This is a genomic window from Streptomyces sp. NPDC090021 (genome assembly GCF_044748225.1).
In the GTDB taxonomy this organism is placed as follows: Bacteria; Actinomycetota; Actinomycetes; order Streptomycetales; family Streptomycetaceae; genus Streptomyces.
The window spans coordinates 16523-37574 of the sequence record NZ_JBIVFO010000020.1 but is presented as its reverse complement, the minus strand read 5'-3'; the positions used below and the strand labels follow the sequence as shown (position 1 = coordinate 37574).

The 21052-nt window shown below is 73.0% G+C and carries 21 protein-coding genes; 5 read left to right on the top strand and 16 right to left on the bottom strand.

The genetic code is table 11. The features are described from left to right. Positions 1–63 precede the first annotated feature (63 nt). From ACIPXC_RS17925 to ACIPXC_RS17915, 3 genes are all read right to left on the bottom strand, one after another. Positions 64–4083, bottom strand: a complete 4020-nt coding sequence (locus tag ACIPXC_RS17925) for an AAA family ATPase (RefSeq protein WP_401618714.1) — start codon at positions 4081–4083, stop codon at positions 64–66. Positions 4084–4268: 185 nt separating this feature from the next. After that, positions 4269–4487 carry a hypothetical protein gene (locus tag ACIPXC_RS17920; RefSeq protein ID WP_030032603.1) on the bottom strand — a complete coding sequence of 73 codons (219 nt, stop codon included), beginning with the start codon at positions 4485–4487 and terminating at the stop codon, positions 4269–4271. A gap of 348 nt (positions 4488–4835) precedes the next feature. After that, positions 4836–5117: an acylphosphatase gene (locus ACIPXC_RS17915; protein WP_030708499.1), complete on the bottom strand. Its 282-nt coding sequence runs from the start codon at positions 5115–5117 to the stop codon at positions 4836–4838. Positions 5118–5254: 137 nt separating this feature from the next. Between ACIPXC_RS17915 and ACIPXC_RS17910 the strand changes: the two genes are divergently transcribed. After that, complete coding sequence (locus ACIPXC_RS17910) at positions 5255–6211, top strand: CAP domain-containing protein (RefSeq protein ID WP_401618711.1); 957 nt, start codon at positions 5255–5257, stop codon at positions 6209–6211. 120 nt (positions 6212–6331) lie between these two features. Here the strand turns inward: ACIPXC_RS17910 and ACIPXC_RS17905 are convergent, their stop codons facing one another. Continuing rightward, positions 6332–6943, bottom strand: a complete 612-nt coding sequence (locus ACIPXC_RS17905; RefSeq protein WP_401618708.1) for a flavodoxin family protein — start codon at positions 6941–6943, stop codon at positions 6332–6334. 126 nt (positions 6944–7069) lie between these two features. Between ACIPXC_RS17905 and ACIPXC_RS17900 the strand changes: the two genes are divergently transcribed. Then, on the top strand, positions 7070–7474 hold the full coding sequence (locus tag ACIPXC_RS17900) for a winged helix-turn-helix transcriptional regulator (protein ID WP_401618706.1): 405 nt from the start codon (positions 7070–7072) through the stop codon (positions 7472–7474). Here ACIPXC_RS17900 and mutM read toward each other — a convergent pair. The 9 genes from mutM to ACIPXC_RS17855 form a co-directional block, all read right to left on the bottom strand. Further along, on the bottom strand, positions 7447–8316 hold the full coding sequence (gene mutM, locus ACIPXC_RS17895) for a bifunctional DNA-formamidopyrimidine glycosylase/DNA-(apurinic or apyrimidinic site) lyase (protein WP_401618703.1): 870 nt from the start codon (positions 8314–8316) through the stop codon (positions 7447–7449). The two genes, ACIPXC_RS17900 and mutM, sit on opposite strands and share 28 nt — an antisense overlap. A gap of 115 nt (positions 8317–8431) precedes the next feature. Then, entirely contained in the window at positions 8432–9271 is an 840-nt protein-coding gene (gene rnc / locus ACIPXC_RS17890; RefSeq protein WP_183068609.1) for a ribonuclease III, read from the bottom strand. Positions 9272–9290: 19 nt separating this feature from the next. After that, the gene (rpmF, locus tag ACIPXC_RS17885; RefSeq protein WP_003965982.1) at positions 9291–9464 is read right to left on the bottom strand and encodes a 50S ribosomal protein L32; all 174 of its coding nucleotides are present in this window, start codon (positions 9462–9464) and stop codon (positions 9291–9293) included. Positions 9465–9466: 2 nt separating this feature from the next. Further along, on the bottom strand, positions 9467–10117 hold the full coding sequence (locus ACIPXC_RS17880) for a YceD family protein (RefSeq protein ID WP_401618907.1): 651 nt from the start codon (positions 10115–10117) through the stop codon (positions 9467–9469). Positions 10118–10246: 129 nt separating this feature from the next. Beyond that, positions 10247–11329 carry a cell division initiation protein gene (locus ACIPXC_RS17875; RefSeq protein WP_401618699.1) on the bottom strand — a complete coding sequence of 361 codons (1083 nt, stop codon included), beginning with the start codon at positions 11327–11329 and terminating at the stop codon, positions 10247–10249. A gap of 103 nt (positions 11330–11432) precedes the next feature. Further along, a complete protein-coding gene (coaD, locus tag ACIPXC_RS17870; protein WP_183068697.1) occupies positions 11433–11912 on the bottom strand; it encodes a pantetheine-phosphate adenylyltransferase in 480 nt (159 codons plus the stop codon). A 14-nt stretch (positions 11913–11926) separates the two neighbouring features. Then, entirely contained in the window at positions 11927–12505 is a 579-nt protein-coding gene (gene rsmD, locus ACIPXC_RS17865) for a 16S rRNA (guanine(966)-N(2))-methyltransferase RsmD (protein ID WP_401618696.1), read from the bottom strand. Between the two features lie 72 nt (positions 12506–12577). Beyond that, complete coding sequence (gene recG, locus ACIPXC_RS17860; RefSeq protein WP_401618693.1) at positions 12578–14782, bottom strand: ATP-dependent DNA helicase RecG; 2205 nt, start codon at positions 14780–14782, stop codon at positions 12578–12580. 26 nt (positions 14783–14808) lie between these two features. Continuing rightward, a complete protein-coding gene (locus tag ACIPXC_RS17855) occupies positions 14809–16485 on the bottom strand; it encodes a DAK2 domain-containing protein (protein WP_401618904.1) in 1677 nt (558 codons plus the stop codon). Between the two features lie 243 nt (positions 16486–16728). Between ACIPXC_RS17855 and rpmB the strand changes: the two genes are divergently transcribed. Next, positions 16729–16914 carry a 50S ribosomal protein L28 gene (gene rpmB / locus ACIPXC_RS17850; RefSeq protein WP_007266795.1) on the top strand — a complete coding sequence of 62 codons (186 nt, stop codon included), beginning with the start codon at positions 16729–16731 and terminating at the stop codon, positions 16912–16914. Positions 16915–17032: 118 nt separating this feature from the next. On the opposite strand, the gene thiD is transcribed toward rpmB, so the two are convergent. Together thiD and ACIPXC_RS17840 are read right to left on the bottom strand one after the other, a co-directional pair. Further along, the gene (gene thiD, locus ACIPXC_RS17845; protein ID WP_401618690.1) at positions 17033–17833 is read right to left on the bottom strand and encodes a bifunctional hydroxymethylpyrimidine kinase/phosphomethylpyrimidine kinase; all 801 of its coding nucleotides are present in this window, start codon (positions 17831–17833) and stop codon (positions 17033–17035) included. Then, a complete protein-coding gene (locus ACIPXC_RS17840) occupies positions 17830–18813 on the bottom strand; it encodes a thiamine-phosphate kinase (RefSeq protein ID WP_401618687.1) in 984 nt (327 codons plus the stop codon). The genes thiD and ACIPXC_RS17840 overlap by 4 nt, the downstream gene beginning before the upstream one ends. A gap of 245 nt (positions 18814–19058) precedes the next feature. On the opposite strand from ACIPXC_RS17840, the gene ACIPXC_RS17835 reads away from it, so the two are divergent. Together ACIPXC_RS17835 and ACIPXC_RS17830 are read left to right on the top strand one after the other, a co-directional pair. Continuing rightward, positions 19059–19292 carry an Lrp/AsnC family transcriptional regulator gene (locus tag ACIPXC_RS17835; protein ID WP_030028650.1) on the top strand — a complete coding sequence of 78 codons (234 nt, stop codon included), beginning with the start codon at positions 19059–19061 and terminating at the stop codon, positions 19290–19292. A gap of 23 nt (positions 19293–19315) precedes the next feature. Beyond that, positions 19316–19810, top strand: coding sequence for a DUF3515 domain-containing protein (locus ACIPXC_RS17830; protein ID WP_401618684.1), 495 nt, complete (start codon positions 19316–19318; stop codon positions 19808–19810). A 70-nt stretch (positions 19811–19880) separates the two neighbouring features. On the opposite strand, the gene ACIPXC_RS17825 is transcribed toward ACIPXC_RS17830, so the two are convergent. After that, positions 19881–21038, bottom strand: coding sequence for a D-alanine--D-alanine ligase family protein (locus ACIPXC_RS17825; RefSeq protein WP_401618681.1), 1158 nt, complete (start codon positions 21036–21038; stop codon positions 19881–19883). Positions 21039–21052: the final 14 nt, after the last annotated feature.

Genomic DNA, 21052 nt, shown 5'->3' with positions numbered 1-21052 from the left:
GGATGAACTTCCCATGAAGCGCAGAGCCCACCCGATGACTTCACTTATTGAAGTGGTGGTCGGTCAGCGCAGCCGCTGACTGATGACCTTGGAGACTCCGTCGCCCTGCATGGAGACGCCGTAGAGCGCGTCGGCGACCTCCATCGTCCGCTTCTGGTGGGTGATCACGATCAGCTGTGAGCTCTCCTGGAGTTCCTCCATGATCCGGATGAGCCGCTGCAGGTTGGTGTCGTCGAGCGCGGCCTCGACCTCGTCCATCACGTAGAACGGGCTGGGGCGCGCCTTGAAGATCGACACCAGCATGGCCACGGCCGTCAGGGAGCGCTCGCCGCCGGAGAGCAGCGACAGGCGCTTGACCTTCTTGCCCGGGGGGCGGGCCTCCACATCCACCCCGGTGGTCAGCATGTTGTCCGGGTCGGTCAGCACCAACCTGCCCTCGCCGCCCGGGAACAGGCGTGAGAACACCCCCTCGAATTCTCGGGCGGTGTCCCGGTAGGCCTCGGTGAAGACCTGCTCGACGCGCTCGTCGACCTCCTTCACCACTTGAAGGAGATCAGCCCGTGTCTTACGGAGGTCCTCCAGCTGCTCGCTGAGGAACTTGTGGCGCTCCTCCAGCGCCGCGAACTCCTCCAGGGCCAGCGGATTGACCTTGCCGAGCTGCTGGTACGCCCGTTCGGCCGCCTTGAACCGCTTCTCCTGTTGCGCACGGACGAAGGGGCCGGGCCGGTTGCGCGGGTGGTCGGGGTCCTGCGGCAGCTCCTCGCCGTCGGCCGGCGGGGACGGCGGAACCGGCTGGTCCGGGCCGTACTCGGCGACGAGCGCGAGCGGCTCCATGCCGAACTCCTCCAGCGCCCTGGCCTCCAGGGCCTCGATGCGCAGGCGCTGCTCGGCGCCGAGCACCTCGCCCCGGTGGACGGAGTCGGTGAGCTTGTCGAGCTCGCCCTTCAGGTCGCGGCCCGTGTTGCGTGCGTCGGTCAGCTCGCGCTCGCGCAGCCCCTTGGCCCGTTCGGCCAGGCTGCGCTCCTCGTCGGCCCGGTGGAGGGAGACCTCCGCATGGGCGAGGAGCTGGCGGGCCCCGTCGGCGACCGCACGGGCCACGTCCGCCTCGTGGCGCCGTCGTGCCCGGCGGCGTTCGGCGCGGGCCCGGGCCTCCCGCTCCGCACGGGCCGCCCGGTCGAGGGAATCGGCCCGCCCGGCCAGCCCCTTGACCCGCTCCTCGTGGGTCCGCAGCTGGAGCCGGGCCTCCATCTCGGTCTGGCGGGCGTTGGCCCCGTCGGCCGCGAGCCGGTCCCGGCGGGAGCTGTCCGGCTCTTCCTCCACGGGCATCTCCTCGGCGACGGCGAGCCGCTCCGCGCACTCCTCGACCTCGGCCAGCGCCCGTTCCAGGGCGTCCTGGGCCCTGGCCGCGGCGGCGGCTCCCCGCTCGGCCTCGCCGACGGCGCCCTTGGCCTGCCCGGCGAGCCGTCCGAGCTGCTGGGCGACCCCGGCCCGGGCCTGTTCCGCGGCACGCCGCCGCTCGGCGAGCTCCTCGACCAGGGCGGCCGCGTCCTGCCGTCGGGTCTGCGCGCCGGCCTGCGCGGCGGCCAGTTCCTCGCACCGCGCGGCCAACCGGGTCAGCTCCGCCGCGGCCTCGTCGACGGCGGCCCGCACCTCGATCAGGCTGGGCGCGCCGGTCGACCCGCCGTGCGCGAGGTGCGCGCCGAGGATGTCGCCCAGGGCGGTCACGGCCACAGTGCCGGGGCTCTGCGCGACGAGCTCCTCGGCCTCGTCGAGGGTGCCGACGACGACGTGGTCGCGCAGCACCCAGGCCAGCGCCCGCCGCACCTCCTCGTCCCCGCCCACCAGGGCCACAACGGGTACGGGCCGTCCCGCACCGGCCGGAACGGGGGCCGCGTGGGCCTCCACCGGTGCCGGACCGTCGTCCCGGGCCGGACCGCCGAGCGCGGTGTCCGCGGCGGTCACCCGCAGCGGCCCCGGGCTCCCGCCCGGCAGCTCCTGCCCCGGAAAGCCGGCAGGGCCGGGCGCGGCCACAGCCGCAGGCACCGGCCCGGCACCCGGACCGGGCCGGGCCTCGTCCGCCGGAGCGGCTCCGGTGCCGAGGCCCTGCTCCGGCACTGCGGTCCCGGAGGCCGCGGGCGCAGGCCCGGCCCCCTGCACCGGCACCGCCGGACGGCCCGCGGCCGCGCCCCCGTCCGCGCCCCCGTCCGGGAGGAGGGCCGGCGCGGCCGGTCCGGCGGCGGCCTGCCCCTCAGGAGCGGCATCCGGCCCCGGCGCCGCCGTCCCGCCCGGCCGGGCCGGAGCAGCCACCGGCCCGGAGCCCTGACCCGGCAGGGACGCCGGCACACCCGCGCCCCCGCCCGGGAGGGCGGTCGGCGGGGCGATCAGGAGCGTGGCGCGGCCCGCGTCGGCTTCGCGCAGGTGGCGGATCGCCCCGGCCGCCGCCGACGGGGAGGACACCGCCAGCGCGTCCGCCGCCGAGCCCAGTGCCGCGGCCACCGCCGCTTCGTACCCCGGGGTCACCGACAGCCGCTCCGCCGCCGGCCCGAGCACTCCGGCCAGCCGCTCGCGGGCCGCCAGCAGCGTCCCCGTACCGTCCTTGCGGCGCAGCCCCAGCGCGAGCGCGTCCCGGCGGGCCGACACCGCCGCCCGCGAGCGCTCCGCCGCCGCCAGCGCCTCCCGCGCGGCGCTCAGCCCGGCCTCGGCCTCCTTCAGCTCCGCGCGCGCGGCCTCGTGGTCCGTCTCCGCCGACGGGTCGTCGAGCCCGCCGACCTCCTCCGCCAGCGCCTCGTACTCGGCCTGCGCCGCCTCGGCCCGGCTCTGCGCCTCGTCCCGCGCCAGCGCGAGCCGGTCGATCTCCGCCTGGGCCGCCCCCGCGCGGGAGCGGGCCGCGCCGAGCCGCCCGGTCAGCCGGGCCAGCCCCTCGCGCCGGTCGGCGATGGCCCGCGCGGCGTCCCGCAGCCGGCGTTCCTCCTCGGCCAGTTCCCGCTCCAGCTCCGCGCGGTGCCCGGTGGTGTCCTCCAGGGCGCGGGAGGCCGCTTCCAGGGCGGCCGTCAGCTCGGCCTCCTGTTCACGGATCCGCTCCGCCTCCCGTTCCATGTCCTCGGGATCGCGGCCCCTGCGCTCCTCCTCGACGGGAGCGGTCGCGCTCCTGACCCGCGCGTCCGCGAGCGAGGCGGTGCCCCGCACCCGCTCGGCGAGCTGCGACAGGTCGTACCAGCTCTGCTGCGCCCGCCGGAGCCTCGGCGTGAGTTCCCGTACGGCCTCCTCCAGCTCGGCCTCGCGCCGCAGCGCCGCGGCGAGCCGGGCCTCGGCGGCCTCCTTGCGCTCCTTCAGCGCGGCCTCGTCCGCGATCTCCGCGTCGAGCGCGCGCCGCAGGGCGACCAGGTCGTCGGCGAGCAGGCGCAGCCGCGCGTCGCGCAGGTCGGCCTGGATCACTGCGGCCCGGCGGGCGACCGCGGCCTGCCGGCCCAGGGGCTTGAGCTGCCGGCGCAGTTCGTCGCCCAGGTCCTGCACACGGGCGAGGTTGGCCTGCATCGCGTCGAGCTTCCGCAGCGCCTTCTCCTTGCGCTTGCGGTGCTTCAGTACGCCGGCCGCCTCCTCGATGAAGGCGCGGCGGCCCATGGGGTCGGCGTGCAGGACGGAGTCCAGCTGGCCCTGCCCGACGATGACGTGCATCTCGCGGCCGATGCCGGAGTCGGAGAGCAGCTCCTGGATGTCGAGCAGGCGGCAGGTGTCACCGTTGATCTGGTACTCGCTGCTGCCGCCGCGGAACATGATCCGGGTGATGGTGACTTCGGCGTAGTCGATGGGCAGCGCGCCGTCGGAGTTGTCGATCGTCAGGGAGACCTCGGCGCGCCCGAGCGGCGGACGTCCGGTGGTCCCGGCGAAGATGACGTCCTCCATCTTCCCGCCGCGCAGGGACTTGGCCCCCTGTTCGCCCATGACCCAGGACAGCGCGTCGACGACGTTCGACTTGCCCGAGCCGTTCGGACCCACGACGCAGGTGATGCCGGGTTCGAAGCGCAGGGTGGTGGCGGAGGCGAAGGATTTGAAGCCACGCAGGGTCAGGGACTTGAGGTGCACGCCGCCGGACTCTACCTTTCACGTTCGGTTTCCCCCACGAAGGTGCGGGGCACGATCGACGTCAAAGGCATCAGGCCCCCCACCCGGCCCTGTGGTCCCTGATGCGGAGTCCAAAGAAAGAAGGGACGCCGGAGCGTCCCTTGCAGATCATGCGGGGCTGGATTCGAGCGACGAGTGAGCGCGGATCAGGTGAGCGCAGGCTCCGCCTGGGGTACGTCGATGTCGATGCTGTCCAGCAGCGAGTCTCCGTCGTGCTGAGCGGCGGCCGCGTTCAGCGCGTCATTTTCGGACTGAATCCGTACGAGCTCGGACTCAAGGTCCTGGACGCGCTGCTGAAGCCGTCGCATCTCGGCGAGGAGTCGCGGGTCGGAACCGCCGACGTAACCGAGAAGCGCCTTTGCCATGATGGATGGTCCTCCACACTGAGTGACCGACCGAAGCGGTGTGGGTCGTGAGGGAATCGCACCCGCGGATGTCCGGCAGCGACTGTCAGTCACTGCGCTTACTACTGCCAGCACTGCCAAACAGCTCAGGTGCGCGGGGCTTCCAGCGTCTCACCAAAAAGTTTGACGGTCAACACGATCACGCCCCGTATCGGCGGGCAGCCCGGGCCCCGCAAGGGGCGTGGAGATCATCCTCATCTCCGAGCCTTCCACGGATCGCCCGCCGCGGCAACGCGTCGGCGACGAATGCCCAGTTCCGACCGGGTCCGGACGATCAGAGATGTGATGAGTTCATGATCAGCCGATCGCTCACCGCATCCCGAATCCGTCGTAGCCGCCGCGCGGTGTCCCCCAGATCTCCGTCACCCCGTCCACCCGGCCGGGCGTGTCGGCGGACCGCAGCCAGTCGAGCAGGCGGTGGCAATTCTCACGTTGACCTTCGGCGACCACCTGCACCCGCCCGTCGTCGAGGTTGAGCGCGAAGCCGACCACTCCGCCGATCTCCAGGGCGTTCTCCCTGGTGAACCAGCGGAAGCCCACTCCCTGCACACGGCCGCGCACCCAGGCGGTCAGACGGACATCTTCGTTCATGCGCGAACGCTATCCGGGCGGCCACTTTCCGGTCACATCGCCCCCGGGCCCCCATGGCGTACAGTCGCGCACCAACGAACTCACCCATTTGGGTGGGTAAGGGATGATCTTGCTCCGGTCAGGAAGGCACGACACCGATGGGACGTCACCGGCTCCCCGCCCCGCCGCGCCGCGGCGGCACGCACGGCACCGCCCTGCGCACCGGCCTGCTCGGAGTCTCGGTCGCCGTCGCCCTCGGCACCGCCGCCGTCACCACCGGCATGGTCCCGGTCGGCGGCTCCTTCCCCTATGTGGGGGTGAGCGGCACGGACACGACCGTGAACGCCACCGCCACGAAGGCCGCCGCCCAGGCCACCCCCACCCCCGACCCGCTGCTCCAGCGGCAGGGCGGCCTCGCGAGCCTGTCGGGCGACGCCCCCGCGACGACCGGCGCGCCCACCGCCCCGGCGACGCCGCCGGTCTCCCCGTCCCCGTCGGCCTCCCCCACTCCGTCAGCCTCCCCCACGCCGTCGGCCTCGCCGACCCCCTCCGCGTCCGAGGCGCCGAAGGCGTCGCCCAGCGCCACGCCGCCGAAGGCGCCGAGCACCGTCCGCAAGACCCCGGCCGTGCCGGCCCCCTCCCCCGAGATACCGAAGAAGACCCAGGCCCCCGCACCCACCGAGCCGGCCCCGGCGCCGACCCCCACCGCCACCGCGACCCGGCCGAGCCTGGACGGGCATTCCGCCGAGGAGGACGCCGTGGTCGCCCTGGTGAACCAGGAGCGCGCCCAGGCGGGCTGCGGGCCGGTCCGCGCCAACCCGCCGCTGGCCGCACTGGCCGGCGCCTTCAGCAAGGACATGGCCACCCGCGGCTTCTTCGGCCACGACGACCCCGACGGGAACACCCCCTGGGACCGCGCCGCCCAGGCCGGCCTCTCGGGCCTCGGCGGCGAGAACATCGCCCGCGGCCAGGGCGACGCCGATGCCGTGATGAAGGCCTGGATGAACAGCCCGGGTCACAAGGCCAACATCCTCAACTGCGAGTTCCGCACCCTGGGTGTCGGCGCGCACTTCGCCGCCGGCGGCCCCTGGTGGACCCAGGACTTCGGCTTCTGACACACCCCGCCACGGGCCGGGCTACCGGCCGCGGCGTCGAACGCCCGGAAGGGGCCGGGTCGCGGGACCCGGCCCCTTCTCCTGTTGCGCCGGGCGTCGCCGGTCGGCAGGCGCGGGACGTCAGACGGCCGCTGCCGCCAGGGTCGCGCGGCCCGCGACGACGACGCGGGTGTGCTCGGCCACGCGGCGTCCCAGGTGCTCAGCCGTCGCCGTGTCGGCCTTGTGGACCGCCTCCGCGCCCTCGTCGGAGTTGGACTGGGCGGCCGCGCCGGAGAAGAAGCCCAGGCGGTTGAGGTCGTTCTCGGAGGCCGTGCTGGAGTTCCAGCCCGGCTTCAGGCCGAGGTTGACCCAGTTCATACCGTGCTGCGCGGCCAGGATCTGGAAGAACTGCAGCGTGTGCAGCTTGTCGCCGCTCTTCGAGGCGGAGTTGGTGAAGCCGGCCGCGATCTTGTCCTGCCAGGCGTCGCCGAACCAGCGCTTGGAGGACGCCTCGGCGAAGACGTGGAAGGCGCCCGAGGCGGTGCCCATGTACGTCGGGGAACCGAAGACGATCGCGTCGGAGGCGTCGAGCAGCTCCCACTGCGCGTCGTCGATCTCGTCGACCTTGATCAGGTGGACCGTCGCCCCGGCGTCCACGGCGCCGCTGCGGACCGCCTCCGCGAGCACGGCGGTGTGGCCGTAGCCGGAGTGGTAGGCGATCGAGACGACGGGGGTGTGCGTGATACCGGACAAGGCTGATCTCTCCCTCGGGAAGGCTCCCGTCGCGGCACGGGGCGTGCGGCGACGAGAAAAAGAGAAACACTAACTTTCCGAAAGCGCAAGCTGCGGGTTAGCGCTGCCTGGGAGTACGCTTTCTCCATGGAGACCCCCGCCTGCGCCGAAGCCAACGAGTCCGAGCTGCCCTTCGACGTCTTCGCCCGCGCCTGCCCGTCCCGCGAGACGCTGGAGCACGTCACCGGCCGCTGGGGCAGCCTCACCGTGGGCGCGCTGCGCGAGGGCCCGTGCCGGTTCAACGAACTGCGCCGCCGGGTGGAGGGCGTGAGCGAGAAGATGCTCTCCCAGACGCTGCACGCGCTGGAGCGCGACGGCATAGTCAACCGTGAGGCGCAGCCGACCAACCCGCCGCGCGTCGACTACGAACTGACCTCCCTCGGCACCGAGGTCGCGGACCGGCTCCTCGCCCTGATCCACCACCTGGAGGGGAACATGCCGGCGGTCCTGGCCGCCCGGGAGAGCTACGACGAAACGCGCGGCGGCCGCTGACAGCGCGGGCAGAAGTAGCTCGACCTGTTCATCCACGGCCGGCGGCGCACCGGGGTGCCGCAGCGCCGGCAGGGCTCGTCCTCGCGCCCGTAGGCGTCGAGCGAACGATCGAAGTACCCCGACTCCCCGTTGACGTTGACGTACAGGCTGTCGAAACTCGTGCCGCCCACGGCGAGGGCCGCGTTCATGACGTCCCGGACATGGCCGAGGAGTTCCGCACTCCGGGGGCGCGTGAGGTTGGCCGTCGGGCGCTCGTAGTGCAGCCTGGCGCGCCACAGCGCCTCGTCGGCGTAGATGTTGCCAACCCCGCTGATCAGGGACTGGTCGAGCAGCGCCCGCTTGACGGTGGTCCGCTTGGCACGCAGCGCGAGGTGGTAGGCCGTCTCGTCGAACAGCGGATCCAGGGGGTCGCGCGCGATGTGCGCGATGACGTCGGGCAGGCCCTCGGCGCTGTCGGCGACGGTCTCGTGCAGCGAGAGCCCGCCGAAGGTCCGCTGGTCCACGAAGCGCAGCTCCGTCCCGGCCTCGTCCTCGAAGCGCACCCGGATCCGCAGGTGCTTCTCGTCGGCGGCGCCCTCGGGCTGCACGAGCAACTGCCCGCTCATGCCCAGGTGCCCGAGCACCGACAGGTCCCGCCCCGCCAGGGGCAGCCACAGGTACTTCCCGCGCCGCTGCGGCACCCCGAGGGTCTCGCCCCGCAGCCGCGCCGCGAAGTCGGCCCCGCCGCCCGGATGACGCCGCACCGCACGCGGGTGCAGGACCTCCACGGCCCCGACGGTCCGTCCAGCCACCCAGCGCTCCAGCCCCCGCCGTACGACTTCGACTTCGGGCAGCTCGGGCACGGGATTACCTCCGTCGGGTGCGGATCGGACGCTGCCGTGAGCGTACCGGCCGCCCGGAGACGACAACGCCCGCCCCTGCGGTGCGGGGGCGGGCGATGGTGTACGCGAAGGAAGGTCAGGCGTCCGGAGCCGGATCGGCGGGCGTCGGCACCCCGCCGTCCGCAGCCTCGGCCGAAGCCGGGGCCTGCGCCGGAGCGGCGGCCGCAGCCGCCGCGGTCCGCTCGTCCGCCGCGGCGCGGATCCCGCGCCACGCGGACTCAGCGGCCTGCTGTTCCGCTTCCTTCTTGCTGCGGCCGGTGCCGGTGCCGTACGAGACACCACCGACGCGGGCGGCAGCAGTGAAGGTCTTCTCGTGGTCCGGACCGGTCTCGGTGACCAGGTATTCCGGTACGCCAAGACCTTCGGCCGCCGTGAGCTCCTGGAGACTGGTCTTCCAGTCCAGGCCGGCCCCGAGGTTCGAGGACTTCTCGATGAGCGGGTCGAAGAGCCGGTGGACCAGCTCCGAGGCCGCGTCGAGGCCCTGGTCGAGGTAGACCGCGCCGATGACCGCCTCAAGGGTGTCGGCGAGGATGGAGGCCTTGTCCCGGCCGCCCGTGCCCTCTTCGCCCCGGCCGAGCCGGATGAAGGAGCCCAGGTCGAGGCCGCGCCCGACCTCCGCCAGTGCACGCGAGTTGACCACCGCGGCCCGAAGCTTGGCCAGCTGGCCTTCGGGGAGGTCCGGGTGGGTCGTGTACAGCGTGTCCGTGACCACCAGGCCCAGCACGGAGTCCCCGAGGAACTCCAGGCGTTCGTTGGTGGGCAGACCGCCGTTCTCGTACGCGTACGAGCGGTGGGTCAGCGCACGCACCAGAAGGGCGGACTCGAGTCGGTACCCGAGCCGCCCTTCCAGAAGCGTGTGGGACGAGGCCGCGTTGTTACTGTCTGCCTGCTTCTCAGCGTTGGACAGCTCAGACATTGCGCCTCTCACCAGCCGCTCAGACCTCGAGGACCTGGCGCTTGTTGTAGGTGCCGCAGCTCGGGCACGCGATGTGCTGGAGCTTCGGCTCCTGGCAACGCTCACACGAAACCAGGGTGGGGACCGCAGCCTTCCACTGCGACCGGCGGTGGCGCGTGTTGCTGCGCGACATCTTCCGCTTCGGAACAGCCACGGCTACTTCTCCTGCTTCTCGGCGGCGCTCTGAACGTCGTCAGATGCAGTGCCGCTCATGTTGTCCTTCTCGTCGTCCTGATCGGTCACGACGAGTTCCTGCAAAGCCGCCCAACGGATGTCGACGGCGTCGTGGTGGTGGTCCGGGTCGTCGTTGAGGCCGACCCCGCACTCGGGGCACAGTCCCAGACAGTCCTCCCGGCACACCGGCTGCATCGGCAGTGCGAGCACCACCGCATCGCGCAGCACGGGTTCGAGGTCGAACAATCCGTCCTCGAGGAAGAGCGTGTCCTCGTCGTCCTCGGCGTCGTCGGCCGGCTCCGCCTTTGCGCGGCCCCGGTCGTCGGCGTCAGGGTACGAGAACATCTCCTGGAAGTCCGCCTTGAGCTCACGCTCGACGGCCTCCAGACACCTTACGCACTCCCCCGCCGCCGATGCACGGACGGTGCCTGTGACAAGCACCCCTTCCATGACCGACTCAAGGCGGAGGCTGAGCTTCACCGGGGCGCCTTCCGGCACTCCGATCACGCCGGCCAGACCGAGGTCCGCCGGTGCGTCGATCTCGCGGGACAGCCGCTGCATGGCACCAGGACGCCGACCCAGCTCGTGCGTGTCGAACACGAGGGGGTTGCGGTGGTCGAGGCGGGTGTTCAGGGCCGTTCCTGCTTTCACAGATCGCTGAAGATCAAAGATTCCGCCACTGAAGGGCAGCACGGATCGCGGCGCATACGCGCGACCGAAGAGCCAGGATACCCGGCGCTTCGCTCTGCGCCCAATCCGGCCCTAGCGACCCTGTTCGTACTGGCGCAGCTGGTCGAGGTTGATCATGCTCGTGTCGAAGAAGCTGGTCTCGTCGAGCGAGGGCTGCCGGTCCTGCTGGTGCTGGCCCTGCTGCGGCTGCTGCGGCTGCTGGTAGGCCGCGTACGGGTCGGGCTGCTGCGCTTCGTAGTGCGCGGCGTACCCCGCTCCGGCGGAGCCGGTGTCCGCACCGGAGTACGGGTCCGGCTGCTGCTGGTAGCCCCCGTACGGGTCCTGGTAGCCGTACGGGGCCGGCTGCTGGGCGGCGGGCTGCTGGTAGCCGTACGCGTCGTACACGGGCTCCGGCCCGGCCGGGACCGGCGCCTGCACGTGCGCGGGATCCGGTTCCGCGAGGCCCGCCAGGAAGTCCGAGTCGCTCGCCGAGCGAGAGGGCCGGCCCGCCGCGTCCTGGGCCGCCATGAGCACGCCCAGCTCGTCCGTCGGGACCCGGCCGAGCAGTTTCTGGCGGCCCCGGCCCACGGCCTCAAGGGTCTTGGAGAGCACCGCCTCGAAGGTGGCGAGCTTGGTGTCCACGTAGGCGTCCGCCTGCTGCCGCTGCGTCTCGGGGTCGTGGCTGCGCTCGGGGGCGTCCGCGTCCGGGTAGCCGTCCTCGTCCAGGCCCGGGCCGCGGCCCAGCAGCTTCTCCCGGCCCCGGTCCACCGAGCCGATCGTCTTGGTCAGCACGACCTCGAAGTTCGCGAGCTTGCTGTCGACGTAGTCGTCGGCCTCGGCCCGGATCTGTTCGGCCTCCCGGCGGGCCTCCTCCAGGATCCGGTCCGCCTCGGCCTGGGAGCGCCGCGCGATCTCGGTCTCGGCGATCAGCGAACCGCGCTGGCCGTGCGCGGCGTCGATGATCCGCTCCGCCTCCCGGCGGGCGTCCTCGACCATCTGCTCGCGGCCGCCGAGGAGCTCCTGCGCCTGCGCGAGGGAGCCGGGGAGCGCCTGGCGGACCTCTTCCAGCTGGGCGAGCAGCTCGGCGCGGTTGATCACGCAGGAGGCCGACATGGGCATGGAGCGGGCGCCGCCTACGGCCGCGACGATCTCGTCGAGCTTCTTCTGCACGTCCATGGGGGCTCGCACTCTCTCGGCCTCGGGCGGTTCCTGAGACGGACGGGTCGACTGTAAGGCCACCGGGCGGGCCCCCGACACCGCCTGACGGGCCGTCAGGCGGTCAGCGGTCGCGCAGCCGCTCCAGGAGTGCCGCGTGGACGTGCGCCGGCAGCAGGTGGGCGACGTCTCCGCCCCAGGCCGCGACCTCCTTGACCAGCGAGGAGGACAGGAAGCTGTAGGTGGGGATGGTCGGGACGAACAGCGTCTCGACGCCCGACAGGCCCAGGTTCATCTGGGCCATCTGGAGCTCGTAGTCGAAGTCGCTGACCGCGCGCAGGCCCTTGACGATGGCCGGGATGTCCCGCTGCTTGCAGAAGTCGACGAGCAGTCCGCGGAAGGACTCGACCCGGACGTTGCCGTAGTCGGCCGTGGCCTCGCGGATCAGCTCGATCCGTTCCTCGACGGTGAACAGGCCCTGCTTCGACTCGTTGATCCCGACGGCCACGTGCACGACGTCGTACAGCCTGGAGGCGCGTCCGATGATGTCGAGGTGTCCGTTGTGGATGGGGTCGAAGGACCCCGGACAGACGGCGCGGCGCAACTGAACTCCCTCGTTCATGAGTCTTCGCAGGTGTTGGCGGCGCGGCCGTACCACAGGGTGCCCTCGCCGTACTTCCGCGACCGGAGCGGCTCGAAGCCCTCGGGCCACGGGAAGGCACCGCTCCTGGTGCTGCGCTCCACGGTGACGAGCGCGTCGTCCGTGATCCAGCCATTGGACCGGAGTGTGAGGAGGATCTCGCACAGGTCGGCGCTGTCCAGGGCGTACGGCGGGTCCAGGAAGACGACGTCGTACGGCTCCCCGCCCGCGCGGGCGGCCACGATCTGCTCGGCCCGGCCGGCCCGGAACTCGGCGCCGGGCAGGCCCAGCGTCCTGATGTTGTCCCTGATCGCCTTGGCGGCCTTGGGGTCCGCCTCGACCAGGAGGGCGTGGTCCGCGCCCCGGGAGAGGGCCTCCAGGCCGACGGCGCCGGAACCGCCGTACAGGTCGAGCACCCGGGCGCCCTCGACCCCGTGCAGCGACTCCCAGGTGGAGAAGAGGCCTTCGCGCATCCGGTCCGAGGTCGGGCGGGTGCCGGTGCCGGGGGGCACGGCCAGCCGTCGCCCGCCGGCGCTGCCGGCGATCACGCGGGTCATCTGGGGTCCTTCGGTACGGCGGCAGGGGCGCGCGGCGGTCCGCCGCGGCACTCCAACGATAGGTCGTACCCGTCAGCCCTTCTCCAGGTACTGCTCGCGCTCGGTGTCGAGCAGGGCCTCCAGGGCGGTCCGCAGGCCCGGGAGGTGCTCCAGTGCCGGGTCCTCGGCGACCACCCGGGTGGCCTCCTCCCGGGCCTGGGCGATGACCTCCTCGTCCTCGATGACGGCGAGCACGCGCAGCGAGGAGCGCACCCCCGACTGGGCCTGGCCCAGGACGTCGCCCTCGCGGCGCTGTTCCAGGTCGATCCGGGAGAGCTCGAAGCCGTCGAGGGTGGCGGCGACGGCCGCCAGCCGGGCGCGGGCGGCGCTCGCCTCGTGCATCTCGCTGACCAGCAGGCACAGGCCGGGGGCGGAGCCCCGGCCGACGCGGCCGCGCAGCTGATGGAGCTGGGAGACGCCGAACCGGTCCGCGTCCATGATCACCATGACGGTGGAGTTCGGGACGTTCACACCGACCTCGATGACGGTGGTGGCGACCAGCACCTTGACCTCGCCCGCGGTGAAGCGCCGCATGACGTCGTCCTTGTCGGCCGGGTCCATCCGGCCGTGCAGCACCTCGACGCTCAGCCCGGCGAGCGGGCCGCGCGCGAGCTGCTCGGCCACTTCCAGGACGGCGAGCGGGGGCCGCTTGTCGGGGTCGTCCGCGGCGGCGGCCTTCTTCTTGCCGTTCTTGGGCTCGTCCTCCCCGTCGCCGATGCGCGGGCAGACCACATACGCCTGGTGGCCCTTCTCCACCTCCTCGCGGACCCGCTCCCAGGCCCGGGCGAGGAAGTGCGGCTTGTCCTTGGCCGGCACCACGTGGGTGGCGATCGGCGAGCGCCCGGCGGGCAGCTGGTCGAGGACGGAGGTCTCCAGGTCGCCGAAGACGGTCATGGCCACGGTGCGCGGGATCGGGGTGGCGGTCATCACCAGCAGGTGCGGGGGCTGCTTGCCCTTGGACCGGAGCGCGTCGCGCTGTTCCACGCCGAAGCGGTGCTGTTCGTCCACGACGACCAGGCCGAGGTCGTGGAACTGCACCTTGTCCTCGATCAGGGCGTGCGTGCCGATGACGATCCCGGCCTCCCCGGTGACCAGGTCGAGCAGGGCCTGGCGGCGGGCGGGCATCCCCATCGACCCGGTGAGCAGCACGACCTTGGTGCCCTGGTCGGAGCCTCCGAGCAGGCCGCCCTCGGCCAGTTCGCCCATCATCTCCACGACGGAGCGGTGGTGCTGCTGGGCGAGCACCTCGGTGGGCGCGAGCATCGCCGCCTGCCCGCCGGAGTCCACCACGGCCAGCATCGCCCGCAGGGCCACCAGGGTCTTTCCGCTTCCGACCTCGCCCTGGAGGAGGCGGTGCATGGGGTGGCTGGTGGCGAGGTCGTCGAAGATCTCCTTGGAGACCTTCTGCTGGCCCCCGGTGAGGGTGAAGGGGAGCTTGGCGTCGAAGGCGTCGAGCAGGCCGTCCGGGGCGGGGCGGCGCGGGACCGCCGGGAGCTGGGCGTCGGCGTGGCGGCGGCGGGCCAGGGCGACCTGGAGGACGAAGGCCTCGTCCCACTTCAGGCGTTGGCGGGCGTCCTCGATGTCGGCCTTGGTGGCGGGCCGGTGGATCTTCAGCAGGGCCTCGGTGAGCGGGACCAGTCCGCGGCCCTCGCGCAGGGCGGCCGGCAGCGGGTCCACGGCCGCCGGTGCGCTGGGCAGCACCGCGTCCACGCACTTGGCGATCTTCCAGGACTCCAGCTTCGCGCAGGCCGGGTAGATCGGGATCAGCTGGTTCGCGAAGGCGGTGGCGGCGTCCCGGTCGGATGCCTGCGCGCCGAGCGGCTCGTACGCGGGGTGCGCGAGCTGGAGTTTGTGGTTGAACCTGGAGACCTTGCCCGCGAACATCGCGCGGCTGCCGGGCAGCAGTTCCTTGTGGGGCTTGTGGACCCCGGCTCCGAAGAAGACCAGCTGGAGCCGGCCGCTGCCGTCGGTGATGGTGACCTCCAGCCGCTTGCCGCGGCCTCCGTTGAAGGTCAGGACGCGGGCGTCGGCGACCTGCGCCACGACGGTCACGTGCTCGTCGATCTGGTCGGCGAGGTCGGCCAGCGAGGTCAGCTCGCCGCGCTCGGCGTACCGCCTCGGGTAGTGGTGGAGCAGGTCCAGGGCCGTGTGCAGGCCGAGCTGCTCGGCCAGCACCTTGGCGGTGGCGGGTCCGAGCGTCTTCTTGAGGTCTTCGTCGAGCGCGGGCACGTGTTCCATTGCACACCATGCCGCCGACAAGGCCGCTATTCCACCCCGATGAGGAGCGGCGCCGAGTACCGGCCGCCGTGGTAGGTGACGGTGTCCACGGCCAGGTGGCCGGACTGCACGTACGCCTCAAGGCGTTCGGCGACGCCGTCCGGCACCTCCGGTCCGAGGACCAGGGTGACGAGTTCGCCGCCGGAGCCCAGCATCCGGTCCAGCACGGCCTCGGCGGTCTCGGCCAGGCCCGCGCCGATCACGGCGACGTCGCCGTCGATGAGGCCAAGCACGTCGCCGGCCTGGCAGATGCCGGCCGAGGTGAAGGACTGGCGTTCGGCGACGGCCAGTTCCCCGTACCGGGTGGCACCGGCGGCGGCGGTCATGGCCACCACGTCCTCGTCGAAGCTGCCGTCCGGGTCGTGCACGGCGAGCGCGGCCAGGCCCTGGACCGCGGAGCGGGTGGGGATCACGGCCGTGCGCACGCCCTCGGCGCGGGCCTGCTCGGCGGCCGCGGCCGCCGCCGCGCGCAGTTCGGCCCCGCCGGGCAGGAGCACCACCTCGCGGGCGTGGGCGCGGCGGACGGCGTCGAGGAGTTCGGCGGTGGCCGGGACCTCTCCGGGGCGCACGAGCACGGTGGTCGCGCCGGCCTCGGTGCACAGGCCGGCCAGTCCCTCGCCGGGGACGACGGCGACCACGGCCCGCTGGGCGCGCTCGGCGCGGCCCCGCCGGCGCTCGTCGCCGAAGTGAGTGATCCGTATCCGGTACGGCCGCCCGGCGACCACGCCCGCCTCCACGGCCGCGCCGGGGTCGTCGACGTGGACGTGGACGTTCCACAGTCCGTCGCCGCCGACCACGACCAGGGAGTCGCCGAGTCCGTCGAGGGTCCTGCGCAGTTCCGCGACCGCCGCCTCCGAGGCCTCCAGCAGGTAGATCACCTCGTACGCGGGCCCGTCCTCGCCCTGCTCGCAGGGGTCGGCCGGCCTCGGTGGGGGCGGCGCCGTCCGGCCGGCCCCCGCGAGCGGTTCGGCGGCCGGCTCCTGGCCGGACAGCGTCTGCCAGAGGGCGCCGAGGACGGCGACCAGCCCGCAGCCGCCGGCGTCGACCACCCCGGCCCGGCCCAGCACGGCGAGCTGCCCGGGGGTGTCGGCGAGTGCCGCGCGGGCGCCGTCGTAGGCCGCACGGGCCACGTCCGCCGCGGTGCCGGCGGCCGCCGAGGCCGCTTCACCGGCCCGCGCGGCGGCGCCCGCGACGGTGAGCATGGTGCCCTCCACCGGGTGTGCGACGGCCGCGTACGCCTCCTCCGCGGCCCGGGTGAGGGCGTGGGCCAGCAGCCCGCCGGGGCCGGGCCGGCGGCCCTCGTGCTCGGCGCCGAGCACGTCGGCCACTCCGCGCAGCAGCTGGGCGAGGATGGTGCCGGAGTTCCCGCGGGCGCCGACGAGCGCGCCGTGCGCCCAGGCCCGTACGGCCTCGGACAGCGAGGTGGGTTCGGGGGTCCCCGCGGCGTGGGCGGCGCTGTCGAAGGCCTCGGCCAGGGCCCGGTCGGCCGACTCGGCGGTGAGGTAGAGGTTGGTGCCGGTGTCCGCGTCGGCGACCGGGTAGACGTTGATCGCGTCGATGTCCTCGCGGGCCCGGCCCAGCGCGGCCAGGGCGAGTGAGCTCCAGGTGCGCACGGCCTCGGCGTCGAGCTCGTCGGCGGGCTGCGGCTGCGGCTCGTGCGGCACCGGGCGTTCCTCCTTGTGCAGGCCAGGGTTCACCGCAGGGTAACGAAGGACCGCACTCCCGGGGTCCGGACCGCGGGGCGGGGTCGTCGGCCGCCATGGTAGTTTTCTTGGACGGGCGCAGTCGTTGTATGCTGCTCCGGTTGCCCGATGAGAGTCGGGTCTTCTCCCCGGCAAACCACTTCAGACCTCTGGTCCGGTGCGCCGGATTCACTGTAATTGCATCTGAAGTCTTTGGAGTGACCTGTGGCTGCCAACTGCGACGTTTGCGCCAAGGGGCCGAGCTTCGGCAACAACATCTCCCACTCGCACCGCCGCACCTCGCGTCGCTGGAACCCGAACATCCAGCGCGTCCGTGCCGTGGTCAATGGGACGCCGAAGCGCCTCAACGCCTGCACCTCGTGCATCAAGGCCGGCAAGGTCTCGCGCTGACGCCCGTCGTAGCGCAGCCCCTTCCGGTTGCCAAGAAGGCCGGTCCACCTCTGGTGGACCGGCCTTTTGCCTTGTCCGGGGGGTCCCGGCGGCCGGGCTCCCGGTGCTCCGGGCGGGGTCAGCGCAGCCGCCAGGCGTGATCCACCGGGCCGATGCCCCCGCCGAGTGCGAAGCCGGCGGCGATGCCGCCCGTCACGTACTCCTTGGCGGCCGTGACGGCCTCCGGGACGGCCAGGCCCTTGGCCAGTCCCGCCGCGATCGCGCTGGCGAGGGTGCAGCCGGTGCCGTGGGTGTGCCGGTTGGAGTGGCGCGGGGCGCGCAGCCAGAGTTCCTCGGTGCCGTCGGTGAGCAGGTCGACGGCCTCGCCGCCGTGCGCCGCGAGGTGCCCGCCCTTGATGAGCGCCCAGCGGGGGCCGTGGCCGAGGATCGCGTCGGCGGCCCGCCGCATGCCGTCCTCGGACTCCACGGCGATGCCGGTGAGCTGGGCGACCTCGTCGAGGTTGGGCGTGGCCACGGTGGCCCGCGGCAGCAGTTCGCCGCGTACGGCGTCCAGCGCCGAGGCGGCGAGCAGCGCGTCCCCGTGCTTGGAGACGCCGACGGGGTCCACGACGGCCGGGGCCGCGGTGTCGGCCAGCAGCGCGGCCACGGTCTCCACCAGTGCGGCGGAGGAGAGCATGCCGGTCTTCACGGCGTGCACGCCGATGTCGTCCACGACGGCCCGGTACTGGGCCGTGACGGCCTCGGCGGGCAGCTCCCAGACTCCCCGTACTCCGAGGGAGTTCTGGGCGGTCACGGCGGTCACCACGCTCATGCCGTGCACGCCGAGGGCCAGCATGGTCTTGAGGTCGGCCTGGATGCCCGCGCCGCCGCCGGAGTCGGATCCGGCGACGGTCAGGCACAGCGGCGGTGCCGTGTTCACAGCGTGCCGTCCTGGGGGGCCGGCTCGGCCCCGAAGTGGTCCCAGCCTCCGGTGCTGGTCCAGGGCGCTCCGTCCACGGTCACCTGGGGCAGCGCGGAGCGGTTGAGCACCTCGCCGATGACCTTCCAGCGGGCGGGGAGCTTCACGTCGGGCGGGAAGGTGGCGACGATCGCGTGGTCCTCTCCCCCGGTGAGCACCCACTGGAGCGGGTCCACGCCGACGGCCTGCCCGATGTCGTGCATCTGGGTCGGAATGTCGACGGCGGCCGAGCGCAGGTCGATGCGGACCTTGCTGGCCTCGGCGATGTGCCCGAGGTCCGCGATCAGGCCGTCGCTGACGTCGGTCATGGCGCTGGCGCCGAGGCCGGCGGCCGCGGGGCCGGCGTGGTACGGCGGCTCGGGGCGCCGGTGGGCCTCCACGAACGCCCGCGGGGAGCGGAAGCCGCGCGAGAGCACGGCGAAGCCGGCCGCGGACCAGCCGAGCCAGCCGGTGACGGCGACGACGTCTCCGGGCTGGGCTCCGGAACGCAGGACCGGCTCGTGGTTGCGCAGGTCGCCGAGGGCGGTGATGGAGACGGTGATGGTGTCCCCGCGGACCACGTCCCCGCCGACCACGGCCGCGCCGGCGACCTGGCACTCGTCGCGGATGCCGTCCATCAGCTCGGTGGGCCAGGTCACCGGGAGTTCGGCGGGCACGACGAGGCCGAGCAGCAGCGCGGTCGGCACCGCCCCCATGGCCGCGATGTCCGCCAGGTTCTGCGCGGCGGCCTTGCGTCCGACGTCGTAGGCCGTGGACCAGTCGCGCCGGAAGTGCCGGCCCTCCAGCAGGATGTCGGTGCTCGCCACGACCCGCCGGTCGGGGGCCGAGACGACCGCCGCGTCGTCGCCGGGTCCGAGCCGGACCGCCGGGGTGGTGGTGAGTCGTGAGGTGAGCTCCCTGATCAGCCCGAACTCCCCCAGCTCGCCGACAGTGCCCTTCATCGCTGTGCCCCTTCTTGCCCAGTCCGCTTGCGGTCGCGAGCCGTCACAGCTCTGGGTACCGTCAACAGATACGTCAACTTCTGCTCTCCGTACGCCCCGCTGTGCGTGGCGCCGGGCCCCCGGGTCTCCCCGTGGCGCACGGCGACGCGGTACCGTGGCGTCCCTTCTTCCCCCGGCCCCGTCCATCGTGTGGGGTTCACCCGAAGGTTAGGGGAAATGATCCTCGTGGCCGCCCTGGAGGTTTTGTGGTACAGGCGTACATCCTCATCCAGACCGAGGTGGGCAAGGCGTCGTTCGTCGCCGAGTCCATCGGCCAGATCCCGGGGGTGATCCAGGCCGAGGACGTGACAGGTCCGTACGACGTGATCGTGCGCGCCCAGGCCGACACCGTGGACGAGCTCGGCCGCATGGTCGTCGCCAAGGTCCAGCAGGTGGAGGGGATCACCCGCACCCTGACCTGCCCGGTGGTCCATCTGTAGCCCCCGTCTACTCTTGGCCGGTGATGTCCCTCCACCACCGGCCCCTCCGTGTCCTGGCCGTGCCCGTCGCCCTGGCCGTGCCCGCCGCCCTGGCGGGATGCTCCCCGGGCGGTTCCGAGGCCCGGGTGGAACCGCCGCCCGCGCCGCCGGGCCGTGTCGCGGGGTTCTGTGCGGCGCTGCACGAGGAACTCCCGGATACGGTGGCCGGCCTGGCACGGACCCGGACCGAACCGGAGTCCGACCTGACCGCCTCGTGGGGCGGCTCGGCGATCGTACTGCGGTGCGGTGTCCCCAGGCCCCCCGAGATACTGGATCCGAAGCAGGGGGGCGTCGAGGTGAACGGCGTGGCCTGGCTGCTGGAGAAGCGTGACGACGGCGGATTCCGTTTCACCACCGGGATGCGGCTGGCCTACACGGAGGTCCGGGTCGACAAGGAGCATGCCACGGACGCGGGCTTGCTCGTCGGTCTGTCCGCGGCGATCGCCGCGACCGTGCCCGTGGGCATCGCCTCCTACTGAGCTCCGGCACACCGCCGCCCGCCGGCCGCCCCCGTGCGGGGCGGCCGGCGGGCGGCGGCTCTGCCTGCTGCTAGCGCAGTCCGGTGGAGCGGCGCAGGGCCGCCTGGATCAGGCGGTCCACCAGCTCCGGGTAGGCGATGCCGGTCTTCTCCCACATCAGCGGGTACATCGAGATCGGCGTGAAACCGGGCATCGTGTTGATCTCGTTGATGACGAACTCGCCGTCCTCGGTGAGGAAGAAGTCGGCGCGCACGAGGCCCTCGCAGGACGCGGCCTCGAAGGCCTCGATCGCGAGCCGCCGCACCTCGGCGGTCTGCTCCGGGGTGAGCGGGGCGGGCACGATCCCGGAGGCGGAGTCGATGTACTTCGCCTCGAAGTCGTAGAAGTCGTGGCTGGACACCGGCGGGATCTCGGCGGGCACGCTGGCCCGCGGCCCGTCCTCGAACTCCAGGACGCCGCACTCGATCTCGCGGCCGCGCAGCAGCGCCTCCACGATGATCTTCGGGTCGTGGCGGCGGGCCTCCTTGACGGCGGCCTCCAGGCCGGAGGCGTCGTCGACCTTGGTGATGCCGATCGAGGAGCCGGCCCGGGCGGGCTTCACGAAGAGCGGCCAGCCGTGCTCGGCGGCGAAGTCCAGGATCCGGGCCGTGGCGGCGTCCCGGTCGGCCTCCCACTCACGGGGGCGGATGGTCACGTACGGGCCGACGCTCAGCCCGAAGGAGGTGAACACCCGCTTCATGTAGTCCTTGTCCTGCCCGACGGCCGAGGCGAGGACGCCCGAACCGACGTACGGGATGCCGGCGAGCTCCAGGAGGCCCTGGAGGGTGCCGTCCTCGCCGTAGGGGCCGTGCAGCACGGGGAAGACGACGTCGACCTCGCCCAGAGCCTTCGGGACGGCGCCCGGCTCGGTGTAGACGACCTGGCGGCTGGCCGGGTCGACCGAGAGCACGACGGCGCCGTCCTCGGACTCGGCGAGCTCCTCGACACTCGGGAGCCTGCGGTCTGCGATGGCCATCCGCGAGGGCTCGTCGGCGGTCAGCGCCCACCGGCCGTCCGTGGTGATGCCGATGGGCAGCACCTCGTACTTGGACCGGTCGATGGAGCGCAGGACGGCGCCCGCCGTGACGACCGAGATGGCGTGTTCCGAGCTGCGGCCGCCGAACACGACGGCCACGCGGGGCTTGCGGCCCTGCTGCTCAGGGGTCTGGGGGAGGTTCTCGCTGCTCATATCGGCATGAGCGT

Bases quoted from the DNA above. Each gene is read 5' to 3' on its own strand.
- rnc (WP_183068609.1), bottom strand. From the start codon at position 9,271: ATGTCTGAGCTGTCCAACGCTGAGAAGCAGGCAGACAGTAACAACGCG.
- ACIPXC_RS17900 (WP_401618706.1), top strand. From the start codon at position 7,070: ATGGAGACCCCCGCCTGCGCCGAAGCCAACGAGTCCGAGCTGCCCTTC.
- ACIPXC_RS17840 (WP_401618687.1), bottom strand. From the start codon at position 18,813: ATGAAGGGCACTGTCGGCGAGCTGGGGGAGTTCGGGCTGATCAGGGAG.
- ACIPXC_RS17915 (WP_030708499.1), bottom strand. From the start codon at position 5,117: ATGAACGAAGATGTCCGTCTGACCGCCTGGGTGCGCGGCCGTGTGCAG.
- ACIPXC_RS17910 (WP_401618711.1), top strand. From the start codon at position 5,255: ATGGGACGTCACCGGCTCCCCGCCCCGCCGCGCCGCGGCGGCACGCAC.
- ACIPXC_RS17875 (WP_401618699.1), bottom strand. From the start codon at position 11,329: ATGGACGTGCAGAAGAAGCTCGACGAGATCGTCGCGGCCGTAGGCGGC.
- recG (WP_401618693.1), bottom strand. From the start codon at position 14,782: ATGGAACACGTGCCCGCGCTCGACGAAGACCTCAAGAAGACGCTCGGA.
- ACIPXC_RS17830 (WP_401618684.1), top strand. From the start codon at position 19,316: ATGTCCCTCCACCACCGGCCCCTCCGTGTCCTGGCCGTGCCCGTCGCC.
- rsmD (WP_401618696.1), bottom strand. From the start codon at position 12,505: ATGACCCGCGTGATCGCCGGCAGCGCCGGCGGGCGACGGCTGGCCGTG.
- ACIPXC_RS17920 (WP_030032603.1), bottom strand. From the start codon at position 4,487: ATGGCAAAGGCGCTTCTCGGTTACGTCGGCGGTTCCGACCCGCGACTC.
- ACIPXC_RS17825 (WP_401618681.1), bottom strand. From the start codon at position 21,038: ATGAGCAGCGAGAACCTCCCCCAGACCCCTGAGCAGCAGGGCCGCAAG.